Origin of the sequence: Streptomyces sp. NPDC058239 (assembly GCF_042882185.1) — a bacterium.
In the GTDB taxonomy this organism is placed as follows: Bacteria; Actinomycetota; Actinomycetes; order Streptomycetales; family Streptomycetaceae; genus Streptomyces.
In genome coordinates, this window is the sequence record NZ_JBHVWS010000037.1 from 1 (window position 1) to 18,062 (window position 18,062).

At 71.3% G+C, this 18,062-nt stretch carries 15 protein-coding genes and 1 pseudogene; 7 read left to right on the top strand and 9 right to left on the bottom strand.

The features are described from left to right. The 5 genes from ACFVYE_RS31125 to ACFVYE_RS31145 form a co-directional block, all read left to right on the top strand. On the top strand, nt 1-2,423 hold a 2,423-nt coding region (locus tag ACFVYE_RS31125; RefSeq protein WP_389607784.1), incomplete at its 5' end, for a hypothetical protein. Beyond that, the gene (locus ACFVYE_RS31130) at nt 2,420-3,133 is read left to right on the top strand and encodes a hypothetical protein (RefSeq protein ID WP_389607785.1); all 714 of its coding nucleotides are present in this window, start codon (nt 2,420-2,422) and stop codon (nt 3,131-3,133) included. The genes ACFVYE_RS31125 and ACFVYE_RS31130, both read left to right, overlap by 4 nt. Before the next feature lie 226 nt (nt 3,134-3,359). Beyond that, nucleotides 3,360-5,045, top strand: a complete 1,686-nt coding sequence (locus ACFVYE_RS31135) for a hypothetical protein (RefSeq protein ID WP_389607786.1) — start codon at nt 3,360-3,362, stop codon at nt 5,043-5,045. Between the two features lie 590 nt (nt 5,046-5,635). Next, nucleotides 5,636-5,881, top strand: a complete 246-nt coding sequence (locus ACFVYE_RS31140) for a hypothetical protein (protein WP_383962340.1) — start codon at nt 5,636-5,638, stop codon at nt 5,879-5,881. An 83-nt stretch (nt 5,882-5,964) separates the two neighbouring features. After that, nucleotides 5,965-6,312, top strand: a complete 348-nt coding sequence (locus ACFVYE_RS31145) for a tail fiber domain-containing protein (protein ID WP_383962343.1) — start codon at nt 5,965-5,967, stop codon at nt 6,310-6,312. A gap of 474 nt (nt 6,313-6,786) precedes the next feature. Here the strand turns inward: ACFVYE_RS31145 and ACFVYE_RS31150 are convergent, their stop codons facing one another. The 5 genes from ACFVYE_RS31150 to ACFVYE_RS31170 are packed head-to-tail and all read right to left on the bottom strand — an operon-like array spanning nt 6,787 to nt 12,086. Further along, a complete protein-coding gene (locus ACFVYE_RS31150; protein ID WP_383962346.1) occupies nt 6,787-7,629 on the bottom strand; it encodes an ABC transporter ATP-binding protein in 843 nt (280 codons plus the stop codon). After that, nucleotides 7,596-8,609 (bottom strand): ABC transporter ATP-binding protein, encoded by a 1,014-nt coding sequence (locus tag ACFVYE_RS31155; protein ID WP_383962349.1) that lies wholly within the window; start codon nt 8,607-8,609, stop codon nt 7,596-7,598. The genes ACFVYE_RS31150 and ACFVYE_RS31155 overlap by 34 nt, the downstream gene beginning before the upstream one ends. A gap of 5 nt (nt 8,610-8,614) precedes the next feature. After that, nucleotides 8,615-9,502, bottom strand: coding sequence for an ABC transporter permease (locus ACFVYE_RS31160; protein WP_389607787.1), 888 nt, complete (start codon nt 9,500-9,502; stop codon nt 8,615-8,617). Then, nucleotides 9,499-10,452, bottom strand: coding sequence for an ABC transporter permease (locus ACFVYE_RS31165; RefSeq protein WP_383962478.1), 954 nt, complete (start codon nt 10,450-10,452; stop codon nt 9,499-9,501). The genes ACFVYE_RS31160 and ACFVYE_RS31165 overlap by 4 nt, the downstream gene beginning before the upstream one ends. Next, nucleotides 10,449-12,086: an ABC transporter substrate-binding protein gene (locus tag ACFVYE_RS31170; RefSeq protein ID WP_383962354.1), complete on the bottom strand. Its 1,638-nt coding sequence runs from the start codon at nt 12,084-12,086 to the stop codon at nt 10,449-10,451. Before ACFVYE_RS31170 ends, ACFVYE_RS31165 begins: the two co-directional genes overlap by 4 nt. 130 nt (nt 12,087-12,216) lie before the next feature. Here ACFVYE_RS31170 and ACFVYE_RS31175 point away from each other — a divergent pair, with 130 nt between their 5' ends. Continuing rightward, nucleotides 12,217-13,296: a LacI family DNA-binding transcriptional regulator gene (locus ACFVYE_RS31175; protein ID WP_389607788.1), complete on the top strand. Its 1,080-nt coding sequence runs from the start codon at nt 12,217-12,219 to the stop codon at nt 13,294-13,296. A gap of 17 nt (nt 13,297-13,313) precedes the next feature. On the opposite strand, the gene ACFVYE_RS31180 is transcribed toward ACFVYE_RS31175, so the two are convergent. Continuing rightward, nucleotides 13,314-14,948, bottom strand: coding sequence for an amidohydrolase (locus tag ACFVYE_RS31180; protein ID WP_383962360.1), 1,635 nt, complete (start codon nt 14,946-14,948; stop codon nt 13,314-13,316). Nucleotides 14,949-15,040: 92 nt separating this feature from the next. On the opposite strand from ACFVYE_RS31180, the gene ACFVYE_RS31185 reads away from it, so the two are divergent. Beyond that, the gene (locus ACFVYE_RS31185; RefSeq protein WP_383962363.1) at nt 15,041-15,751 is read left to right on the top strand and encodes a TetR/AcrR family transcriptional regulator; all 711 of its coding nucleotides are present in this window, start codon (nt 15,041-15,043) and stop codon (nt 15,749-15,751) included. Nucleotides 15,752-15,777: 26 nt separating this feature from the next. On the opposite strand, the pseudogene ACFVYE_RS31190 reads toward ACFVYE_RS31185, so the two are convergent. The 3 genes and pseudogenes from ACFVYE_RS31190 to ACFVYE_RS31200 all read right to left on the bottom strand — a co-directional run. Beyond that, nucleotides 15,778-15,999 (bottom strand): annotated as a pseudogene (locus ACFVYE_RS31190) (IclR family transcriptional regulator C-terminal domain-containing protein); the annotation flags it as partial. Between the two features lie 21 nt (nt 16,000-16,020). Continuing rightward, on the bottom strand, nt 16,021-16,476 hold the full coding sequence (locus ACFVYE_RS31195; protein ID WP_389607789.1) for a MaoC family dehydratase: 456 nt from the start codon (nt 16,474-16,476) through the stop codon (nt 16,021-16,023). 60 nt (nt 16,477-16,536) lie between these two features. Then, nucleotides 16,537-18,057 carry a long-chain fatty acid--CoA ligase gene (locus ACFVYE_RS31200; protein ID WP_389607790.1) on the bottom strand — a complete coding sequence of 507 codons (1,521 nt, stop codon included), beginning with the start codon at nt 18,055-18,057 and terminating at the stop codon, nt 16,537-16,539. Nucleotides 18,058-18,062: the final 5 nt, after the last annotated feature.

An 18,062-nucleotide genomic window follows, 5' to 3' on the forward strand; every position in this document is an offset into this window, starting at 1 on the left:
AAACACTGGCCAAGCGCCTCGGCGACACCATCAGGACAGTCAAGGGCTCAATACGGTGGGGCAGCGGCAGGTCCGGTTCGAGCACAGCACTGCTACCGAACAACGGAACACTGCTGAGCGGCCTCGACCCCGCACCGCAACGGCTTGAACAAGACAGCGGGACACCGAAGGACGAACTCGTCGGCAACGACGGCCGGAAGGTCTCCTTCGAGCAGGCACGCCAGAGCCTCCGGACGATCCGGGACGCCACCGGCGAGGTCATCGGATACGCCTCGCACAGCGACCGGGACTGGGCTCCACGCAACGACTTCTACACGAAGTACCGCGCCGACGAGGTCCTGTTCGCGCATTACCGGGCCACGGAGGAAGGGGGTGTCGTACTCGACACCGACAGCGACACGGACTCCCCGGCCGGCGAGCTCCCCTGGCAGGCCGCACCGGCGCGGGATGCGAAGGAGCCGGTCAGGCCGCTGTTCTTCGACGCGCACGGCACCGAGAACGGCATCGAACTCCATGTGGTGGGCGAAAAGCCGCTGGTCGTCGACGGTGCCCGGTTCGCGCGTTTCATGGAGACGCTCAGGGACCCGGCGCAGCCCCCGGCTCCCGTCGTACTGGTCACGTGCGAGACGGCGAAGATCCGCAGTGGCGACGGCGGGAGCGTGGCGACGGACGCGGCACGTGCCATACCCGGACGTCTCTGGTACGCGCCCGACACCGAGGTCGGCCACGCCGGACCGTCGAACGACTCCAACGGCGTCACGGGCGTGCTGGGTCTGCTCGCGGACCCCGTCACACAGCGCCGCGGTGCGTGGATCGTGGCGGGAGAGCCACTCGAAACCGGCCCGGCCTTCGTCCCCGCCCCGCGGGGGGAAACGGTGCCGCACACCGCCACCTTCTCGGACATGATCTTCGAAACCCTCAACTCCGCGCCGCAGAAAAGTGCGGAGCAGGCGATGTCCGACGACCTGGCGGCGGTCGGCGGCGACGGCCGGCCATCGCCCTCCGGTCGCCCGCCCACGGGGGGCGGCTCAACGTCGGGCGCGCTCCCGACCGATAGCCGCGGGGTCGGGGACAGCGAGATCATCGACAGTTGGCGGGCTCTGTCGACGCTGCCGCGGGCGCGGCGCTCCAACGCTCTGCGACGCATCGATACGGCTGTCCACGAGTGGGCGAACGGCGGCCGGAAGCTGCCTGGTGCCCATGACGCCAACCAGCGTCAGTTGGAGGCCATCCTCGATACCGTGGAAGCGTGGAAGTCAGGCAAGAACGGCCCCAGCGACCGTACCGGGGCGGTCGACCGCCTCACCGCACACGTCCGGTCCGAGCAGGACGATCTGCACCAGCGCATCGCCGAGCGGGCGCACCAGGCACAGCTTCTCGACCGGTACGCCCGTATCCATCCTGATGTGAGCGACTTCGCGGGCCGACGGTTGCCGGATCGGGTCGATCCGGCGAACAACACCACGCACGACATCTTCACTGGCGACCGCACCCACCACGGCGCTTTGTCGGACGATGCGCTCGATGCTGCCGATGAGCTCTCGCGCCAGCAGCTGGCGGCCAAGCGGGATCAGGCGGCGGCTGGTGGGGTGACCGTCGACGCGGGTGTGTCCGCCGTTCGTGTACGGGAGTTGATGGACGGCGCCCGCAACGACCTGACCCGCTCCACGCTCTACCCGGAACTCAACTCCTATCTCGACCGTGCCAACCAGGCCGAGGCACTCGACACCGGCTCCCACCTCGGGAACCTGACGCCGGTGGTCGAGGACGTCCACGGCACGCAGGTCACCGTCCACGGGGACCCCACGGACAGCCTCCGCGACGCTCGGATCGACAACTTCCGCAAGGCCGTAATCACAGTGCAGGAGGCCGGCTTCCACGTTCCCGACGTCGAGCTGCACCTGCCCAAGTACGGCCGGTTTCTGGAGGTCCACAACGACCTGATCGCCGAGCGGAGCGGGGGCCGGCTCCAGCGCGCCGAGTACCTCGCACCCAACGCGGTGATCGCCTCGCCCGACGTCGTCGGCAATCCGTTGACCAACAAGCTCGCCGACAAGCGGTACCGCTACCTCTCGACCGAGCTCGATCCCTCCGGCGTCGGCACGATGGTGCATGAGCTGGGCCACTTCCTGCACTACGCCAACGCCCGTGCCCAGTACCACGATCTGGCCTTCACACAGCTCGCCGGCCGCAGCGGGCAGGACGGCGACGCCGTACCCCATCAGGCTCTCGCCCTTGGGGTGAGCGCCTACGCCGCCGGCAACCCCCGCGAGTTCGTAGCGGAGGTCTTCACCGGGCTGGTGTACGGGAAGCCGTTCTCGCCCGAGGTCATGCGGATGTACCACGGGCTCGGGGGCCCCACCCCAACTCCACGGACGGACGTCAGGTCTCCTTCGGACAGGTCTACGAAGGCCTCCAGGTGATTCGTGACACCGACGGCCGGACGCTGGGCTACGCGTCACACACCCCGCAGGACTGGGTGCCCCGGGAGGCCTTCTACGCCGCGTACCGCTCGGACGAGGTCCTGTTCGCGCATTACCGGGCCACGGAGGAAGGGGGTGTCGTACTCGACACCGACAGCGACACGGACTCCCCGGCCGGCGAGCTCCCCTGGCAGGCCGCACCGGCGCGGGATGCGAAGGAGCCGGTCAGGCCGCTGTTCTTCGACGCGCACGGCACCGAGAACGGCATCGAACTCCATGTGGTGGGCGAAAAGCCGCTGGTCGTCGACGGTGCCCGGTTCGCGCGTTTCATGGAGACGCTCAGGGACCCGGCGCAGCCCCCGGCTCCCGTCGTACTGGTCGCGTGCGAGACGGCGAAGATCCGCAGTGGCGACGGCGGGAGCGTGGCGACGGACGCGGCACGTGCCATACCCGGACGTCTCTGGTACGCGCCCGACACCGAGGTCGGCCACGCCGGACCGTCGAACGACTCCAACGGCGTCACGGGCGTGCTGGGTCTGCTCGCGGACCCCGTCACACAGCGCCGCGGTGCGTGGATCGTGGCGGGAGAGCCACCCGAAGGTCACCGACAATATCGAAATGCTCGACACCCCGGAGGCCATGAAGTTGTCGGGCCCGGCGTCCTCGGGGCCGTTCCCCCTGCTCCAGGTGCTCAATGTCCACCTACGTGAGGAGTTCGGGGTGATGAACCTCGTACGCGGCGAGTTCGCCCGGTTCCAGGGCCAGGGAAGGCACTTCCACGACGCCATGGACTGGCTGACGGCCGAGAGCGAGAACCAGAGTTACGAGCAGACGTGACGTGAAGTCACATTCCCTGGCAGGGGCGGGGAACCGAGCCCTCCCAGCAGCAATCGAAGAGGATGAAGAGGATCAATGGCAGGGAAAGAGGGGCGACCTTTGAAGCGAGAGCGGTCCAGTGAGGAGAGCGAGTCCGGCAACGGCCGGGGCGGGGCCTCGGGCGGAACGGTTCCGGACAGTTCGGAGGGCGCGGTTCCGGGGAGCATAGGCGCCCCGTCCGCGCCTTCGTCCCACACGGTGACGGAGGGCGGGGACACTTCGGTCACCGGCGGCAAGGACGGCGGCGGCGCGCGGACACCGACCTCGTCGAAGTCCGGCCCGCAGGAGGCCGGGGAACCTGCGGCCCAGACCCCGGCGGTGGTGCACGCGGCCGGGGTCTCCATCGGCAGGACCACGTCCGAGCCCGAGGGACAACCGGGCGGTGAGGACTCGGCGGTTGCCCAGGAAGAGGCGGCACCGACGGCCGGAAAGACCGCGGTGGTGGCCACCACCGCCACCATTGCTGCGGGCACTGCCTCCGCGGCCTCGGCGGGTGTCGCGGAGAGCACCGCCGGGAAGACGGCCGAGGCGAGCACGTCGTCGTCCGCCACGGCCGCCGCGGAATCGACGCCTGCGGGTGGGCCGTCCGCATCCAAGGAGACAGCTTCCACGGAGACCGCTTCGACCGCGACGGAGCCGGCTGTCGCTGCCTCGACGGCCGGTTCCACCGAGGCGGCCGTCGAGGCCGGTCGGGCCACCGCCACGGCCGCCGTCTCCGCCGCGGTTTCGTCCGGCCCTCCCGGCGGTGCTGCGGCGGGGGAGGGCGGTGCCCCGGAGCGCCCCGGCCGGGTGTCGCGCCCGATGGTGGTCGCGGCCGCCTTCGCCGGTGCGCTTCTCCTTGCGACCCCGTTCGTCGTGGCGGGCGCCCAGAAGGACGAGGCCAAGCCCGAGAGCCGCGAAGCGGCGGCGGCATGGAAGGGGGACGGCCGGGCCGGTGGTTACGTACCGGGCACCGACCCCGACAGCCCCGAGGGCAAGCGGGCCGCCGGTGGCGACAAGTCGGGTGTCACCCCGGCCCGGGGTGACAAGGGCCCTGTCGGTGACGTACGCGCGGACACGGGGGACGGGCGGAAGCCCGCGGACGGGTCGGCCGAGGCGGAGACCAAGGGCGCCAAGGGCAGCACCACGGGTGCGGCCGACAAGACGGAGAAGAGCGGTTCCGGCGACAAGGCCCCCGCCGGCACGGGCTCGGACACTCCCGCCAAGGCCCCCTCGGCCGGTTCGGCGCCCAAGTCGGCACCCGCCGTGGTGTACAGCGGCGTGTCCGGACCGGAGTGCCCCACCCAGCGCTTCCAGAAGTCGGGTTACTACAGCGACGGCAAGGAGGGCTGGGCCACCCACAGCGGAGGCTTCGGCGGCTACGGCTGCGCGGGGAAGTACCTTTCCATGCCCATGTCCGGCAGTTCCTCCAAGGACTCGGGCGGATCGGCGACCTGGCTGTTCGACCTGCCCGCCACCGCCAGGAAGTGCAGCATCTCCGTTCATGTGCCCGGGAGTTCCGACATCGTGCGGGTCGGTGGCAACCCGAGCTACTACACCGTGTACGACCGGTTCCTGCCCAGGACCAGCAACCTGGTCGGCTCCTACTACGTCCGCCAGAAGGAGCGTCGCGGCACCTGGTACAACGTGCCGGGCACCTTCTCCGTCGACGCCAAGAAGCTCTCCGTGCAACTGCACGACCGGGGCGAGGACAACAACTACGAGCACCACGCGATATCCGCGCTGAAGGTGACGTGTACCGGCTGAGAAACCGGCTCGGACACCACTGAGAAACCGGCTGCGCAACCGGCCGGCGGACCGGTCCGCCCGCGCCCCGCGCAACGTACGAACACGGCAGGCGCCCCGATCCCCAGGAGGCCTTCACCTCCGAGAATCAGGGCACCTGCCGCACCCGTGCCGCTGTGGTGCCACGGGCTCGCCCGTGTTCGCCGGTACGTAGGTACGGCTTCTGCGGCCGATGTGGCGCGGGAGGTCAGGCTTCACCGAGCGCCGGCCTCGCAACCAGCGGGTTGCAGGGCAGCAGCCAGGGTATGGCCGCGATCATCACGTCGACGCACCCAGCTTCGATCTACGTCATCAACGGCACCCGGCCGCACATCATCCGGCCCCGGCGCGCACGTGCCCTATGCATCCGGGCGGGTGGGCGGACCGTGTACGCAGCCGTTGTTCACCGCCCCGGAACGACTGCGAACAACTTCCCTGCTCGGGCTCTTCGCGAAGCGCTCTGATTCGGACCGCTGGGTCCGGTCAACGTCCGGTCGTGCTGCTCGTGACCGAATGGGGGGCGGTGTCGTTGCCTGATTGATCTGATCTCTGACCAATCCGGAGCGTGCTTCATGTCTCTTACCGCAGCTACCCGACTTGCCGCAGTGTCCTCCGCTGCGATCGCCGCCGTGTCGGTGTGCCTGGGCGCAGCCTCGGCGGCCGAGGCCGAGCCCGCGCAGGTGCGGGCGGTGGAGCAGAGCGCCGCCCCGGTCGACGACGACCCCGGGGTCTCCGCTCAGTTCGTCCCGCTGGGCAGTCTGCTGTTCTCCGACCGGGCCGTAAAGACCGACGTGAGCCCGGTGCGATGGGATCGCTGACCGAACGCCTCCACCGCGCCCGGACCGCCGGCATTCGGGCCTACCGGGCGCGCCTGCACCCCGACACACCCAATCCTGCCGGAATGACGTCCACAGCCTCCGGGGAAACTGTCACCGAGGCGGGTGACGGAGTGAACGGGTTCGACGTCCTTGCCCGAGTGGTCCGTCTGCCGGTGAGCACATGGCGGTACCGGTGGGAGGACGACGAAGTGCGCCACCTGGGGCCGATGGCACAGGATTGGCGGGCCCACCTCGGTCTGGGGGCCGACGACAAGACGATCTGCTGCACCGATGCCAACGGCGTCGCGATCGTGGCGATTCAGGCACTTCACCGGCAACTCACCGACCTTCGGGCCGAGGTCAGGGAACTCCGGGCGCAGAGGGTCGAACCGGCAGCACACGCACCCGGTGCGAAGACCCCGCGGGTCTGACATCTCAACCGCTGTGCCTGGCTGTGGCCGGGTGCAGCGGTTGCGGACGGGATGACGCGGGTACGCCCTGCGGCCGCGCCCGCGCTGCGTCTTCTGATCGCGAGACGCAGGCCGCCACGCTCCATGTATGTCGTTGGTTCCGGGCCGGACGCACTGCGTGAAACCCTTTGATCCGAGCGGATAGGGGACAGCCAGTGAGTGCTGTGCGTGATATCTGGCATGCACCTGGTACGAAAGGTCTCGGCGCCCGGCGATGAAGTTGTTTGCGGCTTCCGGCGTGACCAAGGTAAGAGTGTGCGCTGCTCTGTCCCAGAGGGCACGGTGACAGGTGAGGCCGGGTCGTCCGGTGCTGTACCGCAGTACGCTGAGTAACCGCCGCGCGCCGGTGCCGGCCGGCGGATGCGGGCAGACACCAGGTCGGCAAAGCTCACCCCACCCGCACAGCCGTAAGTACACCCCATCGTCCAGGGTCGGTCAGTCGAGCGCTCGGTTCCCCGACACCGCGCGGCCCGGGTCCCAGCCGCGTCGGGGCACGGAGTCGAGGAGCAGACGCGTGTAGGGGTGTTCCGGCGCGTCCAGCACTTGGGCGGTGGGGCCGGACTCCATGACCCTTCCCGACTTGAGTACCAGTACCTCGTCCGCGATGTGCCGGACCACGGCGAGGTCGTGGGTGACGAAGAGGTAGCCGATTCCCACCTCGCGCCGGATTGTGGTGAGAAGGTCGAGGATCTGGGCCTGGATGGACACGTCGAGTGCCGCGACCGCCTCGTCGAGGACGAGGACCCGGGGCTCGACCGCGAGAGCACGTGCGATGGCCACGCGCTGGCGCTGCCCGCCGGAGAGGCGTCGCGGCAGCGCCGTGGCCTCACGCGCGCCGAGGCCGACCTGCTCCAGGAGTTCGGCGACCCGGGACCTCCGGGCGGCGGCGTCCAGCTTGGTGTGGAGCCGGAGTACCTCGTCCACGCAGTCGGCCACCGCCACTCGCGGGTCCAGCGACAGGTACGGATCCTGGAAGACCATCTGGATCTCCCGGGCCCGGGCCAGCCGTTCGGCCCGGTTCCGAGCCCGTGCCGAACGGTCCCGGCCGTCCAGATGGACGGTGCCGACGTCCGGACGCTCCAGGCCGACGAGCATGCGGACCGTCGTGGTCTTGCCGCTCCCGGACTCCCCGACGAGGGCGAGGGAGGCTCCCGGTCCAAGGGTGAACGACACGCCGTCGACGGCCGTGTGGTTCCCGTACCGCTTGCACAGCCCCTCGACCACGAGTCCCTTCATCGTGGCGGTCACAGTGTGATCCCTTCGTCGGCGCGGTGGCATGCGGCGAGACCGTCGCCGTAGCGCGCAAGTGCGGGTGTCTCCTCGGAGCAGCGAGGCAGCGCATGGGCGCAGCGTGCGGCGAAGGCGCACCCGGGTGGCGTCTCGGCGAGGGAGACGGGGCGGCCCGGGATCGGCCGGGGCGCAGGTGCGTCCGGTCCGATGCGCGGGGTGCAGGCGAGCAGCCCCGCCGTGTACGGGTGACGGGGCCGGTCGAAGAGCTCGTCCGTGCCCCGGGTCTCGACGATCCGGCCCGCGTACATCACGTACACGCGGTCGCAGATGGCGGAGGCCAGTTCGAGGTCGTGGGTGACGAAGAGCAGTCCCGTGCCGCGCTCGGCCCGCAGCCGGGTGAGGATCGCGATGATCTCCGCCTGGGTCGTGACGTCCAGAGCGGTGGTCGGCTCGTCGGCGACCAGGAGGGCGGGTTCGGCGGCGAGAGCCGCGGCGATGACCACCCGCTGGAGCATGCCGCCGGAGAACTGGTGCGGATGGCGGCGCAGCGCGCCGCGCGGATCGCGGATGCCGACCGCGTCGAGGAGTTCCTCGGCCCGGGCGGTGGCCGCCGCGGCGGGGGTTCCCACCGCGCGTAGTCCCTCGGTGAGGAAGTCGCCGACTCGGCGCAGGGGGTTGACGGAGGCTCGCGGGTCCTGGAAGACCATCGCGACCTGCCGGGCCCGCAGCGTGGCCAGTTCCGTACGGTTCATGGTGAGCACGTCCCGGCCGGCGACCCGGACCTGTCCGTCGGCGCGCGCGCCTGCGGGCAGCAGTCCGAGGACGCTGCGGCAGGCCACCGACTTGCCGGAGCCGGACTCGCCGACGAGGCCCACCGTCTCCCCGGGCAGCACCCGGAGGCTGATCCCGTCCAGGATCGGCCGGGCCGCCTGACCGTCCGCCAGGCGGACCCCGAGCCCGTCGATGTCCAGGACCGGCAGGTCACCGGTGGTCGCGGTGCCGTGCACCGGCGTGTTCTTCTCGGTCATGTCGCTCACTGCTCCCGCCTCGCGATCCGGTCGGCGAGTCCCTCGCCGACGATGCCGAACGCCACCACGGCGAGCACGATGCACGCGGAGGGTGCGAGGGCCGGCAGCATCGCCCCCTGCTGGATGGCCGACTGGCCTTCGTTGATCATGGCGCCCCAGTCGGCGGTCGGCGGCTGCACACCGAAGCCGAGGAAGGACAGGGCCGCCAGGTCCATCAGCGCGTACCCGAAGTTCATCGCGGACTGGGCGAAGACCGTCGGCGCGATGTTCGGCAGCAGATGACGCAGGCAGACGGTCCAGCCCGACCAGCCCTGCACCCGGTAGGACTCGATGTACGGGCGGGCCTTCTCCTGGCGCGCGATCCCGCGCACCAGGCGCCCCACGTACGGGGTGTAGGCCACCGCCATGGCGATGACGGGCGCGGTCATGCCGGGGCCGACGACGGCCACGAGCAGGATCGCGAGCAGGAGCCCCGGGATCGCGAAGGCCATGTCCATCGAGCGGGACAGGACCGTGTCCGCCCAGCCGCCTCGCCATGCCGCCACCACGCCGAGCAGGGTGCCGAGGAGGGTGGAGACCCCGATGACGAGCAGCGGCCCGAGCAGGCCGGTCCGGGCACCGTGGAGCAGCCGGGACAGGATGTCCCGCCCCGACTGGTCGGTGCCGAGCAGGTGTTCGCCGGTCGTCCCGGCCAGGCTGGCCGAGAGGTCGACGGCCTCGGGGTCGTACGGGGCGAGGACCGGGGCGAGGACGGCGACCAGGACGAGCACGGCGAGCACCGCGACCGAGGCGGTGAACAGCGGGCTCCGGCCGAGGACGCGCAGGCCGCGCAGGCCGGGCCGGCGGCGCAGTACGGCGGTCGCGCCGGCCGCGGAGGGTGTGGTGATGGTCATGAGGAGCCTTCCCCGTGGAGGGACAGCCGGGGGTCGATGAGGGGGACAAGCAGGTCGACGGCGAGGTTCACGAGGACGAAGGCCGCCACGCTGAGCAGTGTGATCGCCTGGACGACGGCGAAGTCCTTGGCGGTCACCGACTGCACGAGCAGGGAGCCGAGGCCGGGCACGTCGAAGGCGGTCTCGACGATCGAGGTGCTCATGAGGAGTCCGGCGAGCATCGTGCCGCCGACGGTGACGACCGGGCCGAGCCCGTTGCGCAGCACGTGCCGGCGGACCACGGTTCGCCGTGCGACACCGCGGGCGCGCGCCACCTCGACGTGTTCGCGGCCGAGTTCGTCGAGCATCGCCGAGCGGGTCACCCGGGCGAGCAGACCCGCGAAGGTCAGTGCCAGGGCGAAGGCCGGCAGTGTCAGGTGGTACAGGCGGTCCGAGAGGCCCGAGGGGGTGCCGCCCGGCCCCGGGAACCAACCCAGTTGCACGGAGAAGAGCGACACGAGCGCGATGGCCGTGACGAAGGAGGGTGTCGCCGTGGCCACACCGGTGCCGAGGAGCACCGCGCGGTCCAGCGGCCCGGGGCGCAGCGCGGCGAGGATGCCGGCCGCCACGCCGAGGAGGGAGACGAGAAGAGCCGCGTAGCCGACGAGCAGGGCGGTGCCGGGCAGCCGCGAGCCGATGAGGTCGGCGACGTCCTGGTGGAACTGGGCGGAGCGGCCGAAGTCGCCGTGCAGGACACCGCCGAGCCACTTCGCGTACTGCACGGGCAGCGGGTCGTCCAGGTGGTACTGGGTGCGCAGGGCCGCCACGGCCTCGGGGGTCGCGGGGCGGCCGTGGAGCAGGAACGACACAGGGTCGCCGGGGGCCAGGTGGACGGTGCCGAAGACCACGAGAGAAGTCACGAACAGCACCGTCACCAGGCCGAGGAGCCGTCCGACGAGGTAGCGGGTCATCGCTTCGCGGCCCCGATCGTCGCGGCCCACGGGTAGTACAGCTGGGCGATCCCGGTCGGAGCGCCGGTCGCCCGCTTGCCGAGGAAGACCGAGTAGGGCGCCTCGTACACGGGGATGATCGGCAGTTCGCGCAGCGCGATCCGCTGGAGGTCGGCGGTCCGCTCCGCGCGCGCGGCGGGGTCGGGCTCCGCGTTGGCCCGGTCGAAGGCGGCGTCGTACTCGGCGTTCGACCACTTGCCGTAGTTGCCGAAGTCGCCGGTGCGCAGGTACTGGTAGAACTCCAGCGGGTCGGGCGTGTTGTCGTATCCGTTGGTGATGACCAGGTCGAGGCCGGCGCGCGCGCCCGGGTCGACGAAGATGCTGCTGTACGCCTCCGGGGCAACGGCCTTGAGCCGGACGTCGAGGCCGATCTGTCGCCCGGCGGCCTGGACCGCGTTGGCGACGACGCTGATCTCGGGCGCCAGCGAGCTGGTGACCAAGGTGATCCTGCGGCCGGTCGCACCGGCCTCCTGGACGAGCTTCTTGGCCGCCGCGACGTCGTACACCGGCTCGGGAAGGGTGTCGTAGAGCGCGGCGGTCTTCTCCGGGGCCAGCGCCCATGCGCCGCGAGCGGCGGGGGCCTTGGCGGGGACGCCGACGCCGCCTGCAGCGGCCTTGACGATGTTCTTCCGGTCGAGGGCCATGGAGAGGGCCTCGCGGACCTTGAGGTCGCCGAGCGGGCCGTGGAAGTCGAGGACGGCGAGGTTCGCCGCGGCGGTGTTGGGGCCGAAGAGGACCGTTCCCTTGCCGCTGGTGCGCAGCTGCGCGAGCGAGGAGGAGGGCACCATGTAGCCGCCGTCGGCCGTGCCGGACAGGAAGGCGTTGGCGCGGGCCGCCGCGTCCTCGATGAAGGTGAACTTCACGGACGCGGACTTGGCGGCGAGCGACCGGTCCCAGTAGGCCGCGTTCTTCCTGAGCGTGATGCTGTCGCCCTGGTCCCAGCTGTCGAGGGCGTACGGGCCGGTGCAGTTGACCTTGCCCTTGGGGGTGCCGTAATCCTTCCCGGCCTTGGCGAGGAAGGCGGCGCTCTCGATGGTGCCGGGGGAGGCGGCCATCAGCTCGTTGAGCAGGATGTCGGGCTTGTTGAGGCGGATCGTCACCTCCAGTGGGCCGGTCTTCTCGATGGTGTCGACGTTCTTGAAGACGGAGCCCCAGGGCGAGCCGACGGCCGGGTTCGTGTGGCGCTTGAGGGAGGCGACCACGTCGTCCGCGGTCATGGTCGTCCCGTCGTGGAATTTCACCCCGGAACGGAGGGTGTAGACCAGTGTGCGCGGGTCGGGCCGGGTGTACTTGAGGGCGAGACCGGGTTCGACCCGCAGGTCGGGTGTGACCCGCAGGAGCTGCTCGCACACGTTGGCGAGCACGGTGTTCGGCGGGTAGTCGTACGCGAGGGCGTAGTCGAGCGTGTAGGGCTCGGCGTACAGGGACCAGGTGAAGGAGTCCAGCGTGCCCTGCGCGGGTGGCGAGGTCGGAGTGATCCGGTAGCCGGCGCCGCCGCCCGCGGTCCGGGGGGCGGTGGCGCCGGAGCAGGCGGTGGCGGCGGCCGCGAGTGAGACGGTACAGGCGAGAAGCGCGATGGTTCTGGGCGTGCGCATGCAGACCCACCCCTTTGCGGGTGTAGTGACGGGTGCGGGGGTTGGAGCGAGTATTGATGCGGGAACGTTCCCGCACAAGGCTCTGCGGGAACGGTTTTGCTGAGGTCGCGAGGGTGGCAGCATCGACCCCATGACTGAAGCTTCACGGCACGGCGGGCAGCCCTCGCCGCCCACCCCGCGCGTCCGGCTCGTCGACGTGGCCCGCGAGGCGGGCCTGTCCAAGACGACCGTCTCGGCGGCGCTCAACGGCACTGGACGGCTCTCTCCCGCCGTACGGGAGACGGCCCGCGAGACCGCGCGCAGAATGGGCTACCGGCCCAACGCCACCGCGCGCCAACTGCGCGCGGGGCGGGCCCGGTTGATCGGATACGTGGTGGGGGAGTTCGCCGACGCCCCCTGGACCTTCCTGGAGTCTCCCTACTTCGCCAGGCTTACCGGTGCCACCGCGGCGACCGCGCTCGAGCGCGGCTACGCCATGGTGCTGCTGCCCGCGGGCTCCCTGCAGAGCGAGTGGGCCGACCTGCCGCTCGACGCGGTGGTCGTGGCCGACCCCGTCGCCGACGACCGGATCGTCGACGATGTGCTCGCCGCCAGGATCCCGGTGTTCAGCGACCGCTCCGTCGAAGGGCGGCCAGGGGCGCACTGGGTGGACGTCGACGCCGGCGCGGCGGTGCGCGAGACCCTGGACCACCTCGGGAAGCAGGGCGCCCGGCGGCCCGTGCTCGTCCTGCCCGACAGCACCACCCGGTTCCATACGGGGGTGCTCGCCGCCTATCGCGACTGGTGTACCGAGCACGGTCTGCCGGAGCGGATCGTACGCGCCGAGGCCGCCGGCAACGGACCGGTCGTACGTGCCGTCGAGACCGCTCTGGCGGAGGCCCCGGCGGGTGACGCGGAGGGAGGCCGCGAGCGGCCCGACGCGCTGTTCGTCGTGGCCGAGGCGAGCCCGCCCCTCGTCCTGGAGGCAGCGCGCCGCCATGGCTACGAGGTGCCTGGCGATCTGCTCCTCGTCTGTGTGAGCGAGGACGTGACGGCCGAGCACACCGAGCCGACCGTGACGACGTTGAGCCTGCGGCCCCGGGAGGTCGCGGAGGCCGGCATCGAACTCCTGGTGGCCGTCCTGGAGCGCGGCCTGCGGGAGTCGGCCGGGGTGCTCGTGCCGACCCGACTCGAAGTGCGGGCGTCCACCTCGCGGACGGGCCCTGCCTGAACCCCGCGGCGGCCGGTTCAGACGGAGTGCACGAGCCTGCCGCCGACATAGGTCCGCTCCACCCCGGCCCCGGCGATCTCCTCCGGGGGTGTGGTGAGGATGTCCCGGTCCAGTACCACCAGGTCGGCAAGGTGGCCGGGGCGCAGGCTGCCCGTGTCGTCGAGGCCGTTCACATGGGCGGAGCCGGCCGTGTAGGCGGCCAGGGCGGTGGTGAGGTCGAGGCGCTGTTCAGGCAGGAAGACCCGGTCGTCGGTGGCCTCGGGGTCCCTTCGGTTGACGGCGACGTGGATGCCTTCGAGGGGGTTCGGGCTGCTGACGGGCCAGTCGCTGCCGGCGGCCAGGGTGGCCCCGGCCCGCAGCAGATCGCCGAACGGGTACTGCCAGGCCGCGCGTTCGGGGCCGAGGAAGGGAACCGTCAGCTCGTCCATCTGGGGTTCGTGGGCGGCCCAGAGGGGCTGGATGTTCGCGATGGCGCCGAGACGGGCGAAGCGGGGGAGATCGTCGGGGTGGACGACCTGGAGGTGGGCGAGGTGGTGGCGGTTGCCGCGGTGGCCGTTGGCGGCCACGGCGGCCTCGACGGCGTCGAGGGCCTCACGGACGGCGCGGTCGCCGAGGGCGTGGAAGTGGACCTGGAAGTCGAGGGCGTCGAGGCGGGTGACGTATCCGCGCAGCGCCTCGGGGTCGACGAAGCTCAGTCCGCTGTTGGTGGTGGCGCAGCCGCAGCCGTCGAGATAGGGGGCGGTCATGGCGGCGGTGAAGTTCTCCGCGATGCCGTCCTGCATGATCTTCACCGAGCCCGTCCGGAACTTCCCGTGGCTCAACTTCTCGCGCAGCGCGACCAGTTCGTCGATCTGCTCGGCCCCCCGCTCCCGGTCCCACCAGAGCGCGCCGGTCACCCGGGCGGTGAGCGAGCCGTCACGGGCGGCGGTCACGTAGGCGTCCGACGGATCGGGCTTGCCGCCGAACACACCGAGCAGTGCGTCCTGCCAGCCGGTGATGCCGAGCGAGTGCAGCAGCTCCTGGGCCCGGAGGAGGCCGGCCAGCCGGTCCGCGGGGGTGCTCGCCGGCACCAGCCGGGAGACCAGTGCCGTGGCGCCCTCCTGGAGCATGCCGCTGGGGGTGCCGTCCGGCTCCCGTTCGATCCGTCCGTCGGCGGGATCGGGGGTGGCCGCGGTGATCCCGGCGAGTTCGAGCGCACGCGTGTTGGCCCAGGCGCCGTGGTGGTCCCTGTTCGACAGCAGGACCGGGCGGTCCGGGACGACGGAGTCGAGCAACTGCCGGGTGGGCAGCCCGCCGTCGAAGCTCTCCAGCGACCAGCCGCCGCCGCTGATCCACACGTGGTCCGGGTGGGTGTCCGCGTACGACCGGATACGGGCCAGGTACTCCGCGACGCCCACGGTGCCGGTCAGATCGCACTCTGCCAGCTCCGTCCCGCCGTAGACGGCGTGGATGTGGGCGTCCTGGAACCCGGGGAGCAGCAGTTTCCCGGTGAGGTCGACGACCTCGGTGCGGGGGCCGACGAGTGCGCGCACCTCGTCGTGGCCGACGGCCGCGATCCGCTCGCCGACGACGGCGAGCGAGGTGGCCCGGGTGCGGGCCGGATCCATGGTGAGAACGGGGCCGCGGGTGAAGACCAGGTCGGCCGTGGTCATGGGGTGCTCCGGAGTGTGAGGTGAAGGTCGGTGGGTGTCATGGAAGCGGGACGGCTGTTCACATGTCAATGGTGTTGACGTAAGGTCCGCGCATGGCTGAACGCGTGGTTCCCGAAGGCAGGCGACAGCGCCGCAGGCCGACCAAGCACGGTGCCGTCCTCTCGCAACAGCTGATCGTCGAGACCGCGTTGCGTCTGGTCGCGCAGCACGGCGCCGAAGCGCTCTCGGTACGGAGACTGGGCGCCGCACTCGGCGCGGATCCCAGCGCCCTCTACCGCTACTTCCGCAACACCGACGCGCTGCTCCTCGCCCTCGCCGACGAGCTCATCGGCCGTGCCCAGGAGGGCTGGGCGGTCACCGGCGACTGGCGGGCCGACCTCCGCGCGATCGGGCTGCGCATCCACGCCTCCTACCGGTCCAACCCGCAGGCCGCCCTCCTCGCGGCGCACCGCACGACAGGGCGTCCCCACGAGACCCGGGCCGTTGAGACGATCCTCGGCATCCTGCGCTCCGGAGGCTTCCCGGACGCCCTCGCGGTGCGGATCTACCACGCCTTCGTCGACCAGGCCCTCGCCTTCGCCGCCCAGGACGCCGCCGCGCTCGCCCTTCCGAGGGCGGCCCAGGACGCGGACGCGGAGGTCTGGCACGCGGTGTACGGCAGGCTGTCGGCCGACACCCACCCGAACATCGCCGCGACCTTCCCGCTCCTCGCCGCCGACATGTGCGACAGCGGCTACCCCTTCGCCCTGGAGCTGATGCTCGGCGCGGTGACGGCGCTCCGCCCGGCGGCGGACGGGGACTGATCGGCGGCCGGGGGTGTCCGGGACGCTCAGCCGGCCGCCACGGGGGAGAAGTGGCCCACGGCGGCGAGGTCGGCGCTGCTCCGGGCGGCGGCCTCCCGGAGGTGTGGCAGCAGGGCGGCCGGACTCTCCTCCGGGGCGGCCCGGCCCGCGTGCGGGGCCACGTCGACCGCTGTGACCACCTGGCCGCCGCCGTCTGTGACCGGCGCCGCGAGCGAGCGCAGCCCATCCTCAAGCTTCTGCTCCACCCACCCGTGGCCGCGCCGGGTAGTTCAGGCGTAGAAGCGGTACACCGCCTGGGCGACGCACGCCGGCTTGTCGGCGCCGTCGATCTCCACGGTGAGGTCCACGACGACCTCCACGCCGCTCCTGACGTCCTCGACGGACACCACGCGGCCGTGCGTGCGGATCTTCGAGCCGACGCGTACGGGGGAGGGGAAACGCACCTTGTTGAGACCGTAGTTGACGGCCATCGACACGCCCTCGACCTGGAGCAGCTCGCTCCACATCGGGATGAGCAGAGAGAGCGTCAGATAGCCGTGGGCGATGGTGCCGCCGAACGGACCCGCGGCCGCGCGTTCCGGGTCGACGTGGATCCACTGGTGGTCGTCGGTGGCGTCGGCGAAGGTGTCGACCCGCGACTGCGCGATATCGACCCAGGAGCTGTGGCCGAGGTCGGCTCCGGCCCGGTTCCTGATCTCGTCGATTCCGTGAACGGTGAGAGGCATGGCAGTACTCCTGTGCGGTGATTCAGGGTGATGTGCTGACGGTGAGGTGATGAGGGGCGATCAGGCGCCGGTGCCGTAGCGGGCCCGGATCGGTTGCTTGAGCAGCTTTCCGGCGGCGTTGCGGGGGAGTTCGGGGACGAGGACGACGCTCCGCGGGATCTTGTAGCGGGCGAGCCGGCCCTCCAGATGGGCGATCAGCTCCTCGGCGGTGAGGGCGGCTCCGGGGTGCGGCACGACGACAGCCCGTCCCACCTCGCCCCACTTGGGGTCGGGGACACCGATGACGGCGGCCTCGGCGACGTCCGGATGCCCGAGCAGGGCGTCCTCGACCTCGGCCGGGTAGATGTTCTCCCCGCCCGAGATGATCACGTCCTTCAGACGGTCCACGAGCCGCACATAGCCGTCGGCGTCGACCGTGGCCACGTCGCCGGAGCGGAACCGGCCCCCGTCGAGGAAGGCCGCCGCGGTCGCCTCCGGCAGGTTCCAGTAGCCAGGGGTGACGTTCGGCCCCGCGACGACCACCTCGCCCTTCTCACCGGGCGAGGCCTCCTCGCCCGAGGGCCGGAGCACCCGCACATCGGTGAAGAAGTGCGGCACGCCCGCCGAACCGGCCCGGCTCAGCGAGTCGGCCCGGTCGAGGACCAGGGCCCCGGGCGCGGTCTCCGTCATGCCGTACCCCTGGACGAAGGCCAGCCCCCGGTCCAGATACGCGCGCGCCGTGCGGCTCGGCACCGGGGCACCACCGCACAGCAGGATGCGCAGGCTCGACAGGTCGGCGCCGGCCCATCCCGGCGCGGCGGCCATCGCGTCGTACATCGTCGGCACACCGAACATGCAGGTCACCCGGTGCCGTTCAACGAGCCGCAGGCTGCGGTCCGCGTCGAAGGAGGACTCAAGGAGCACCGTGCCGCCCTTGAGGAGCGTGGGCAGACAGCTCATGTTCAGGGCGGCCGTGTGGAACAGCGGCGCGGCGACCAGCGCCACCTCGTCGACGGCGAGATCGGTGTCCACCAGCACGTTGAGGCTGTTCCAGATGATGTTGCCGTGGGTGAGGACGGCCCCCTTGGAACGGCCGGTGGTGCCCGAGGTGTACATGATGAGGCAGACGTCCTCGTGCCTCACCTCCTCGTCGACCGGATCCGTGTCCGCGGCGGCGAGCAACTCCTCGTACGCCGGCCCGGGCCCCGCCTGCACGGCGAGGAGGGTGGTGACGCCGGCCCCCGTCGCCAGGTCGGCCACCCGTCCGTCAGGCTGGACGGCGTGCACCAGGACCCTGCTGCCCGAGTCGGTGAGCTGGTGCAGCAGCTCCGGGACCGCGAGCCGGGTGTTGAGCGGGACGAAGACCGCCCCCAGCAGCCCGGTCGCGAAGAGCGTCTCCAGAAACGCGGGGTGGTTGGGGCCGAGGTAGGCGACCCGGTCGCCGCGGCCGACCCCGGCGTCCCGCAGGACGTGGGCGAGGCGGGTGCAGCGGTCGTGGAGTCCGGCGTAGTCGATCGCGCGGCCCTCGTGCAGGAGGGCGGTGCGCCCGGGCGTCTTCCGGTTCCGGCGGGCGGGCCAGGAGCCGATGCCCTGGTTGCGCATGGAAA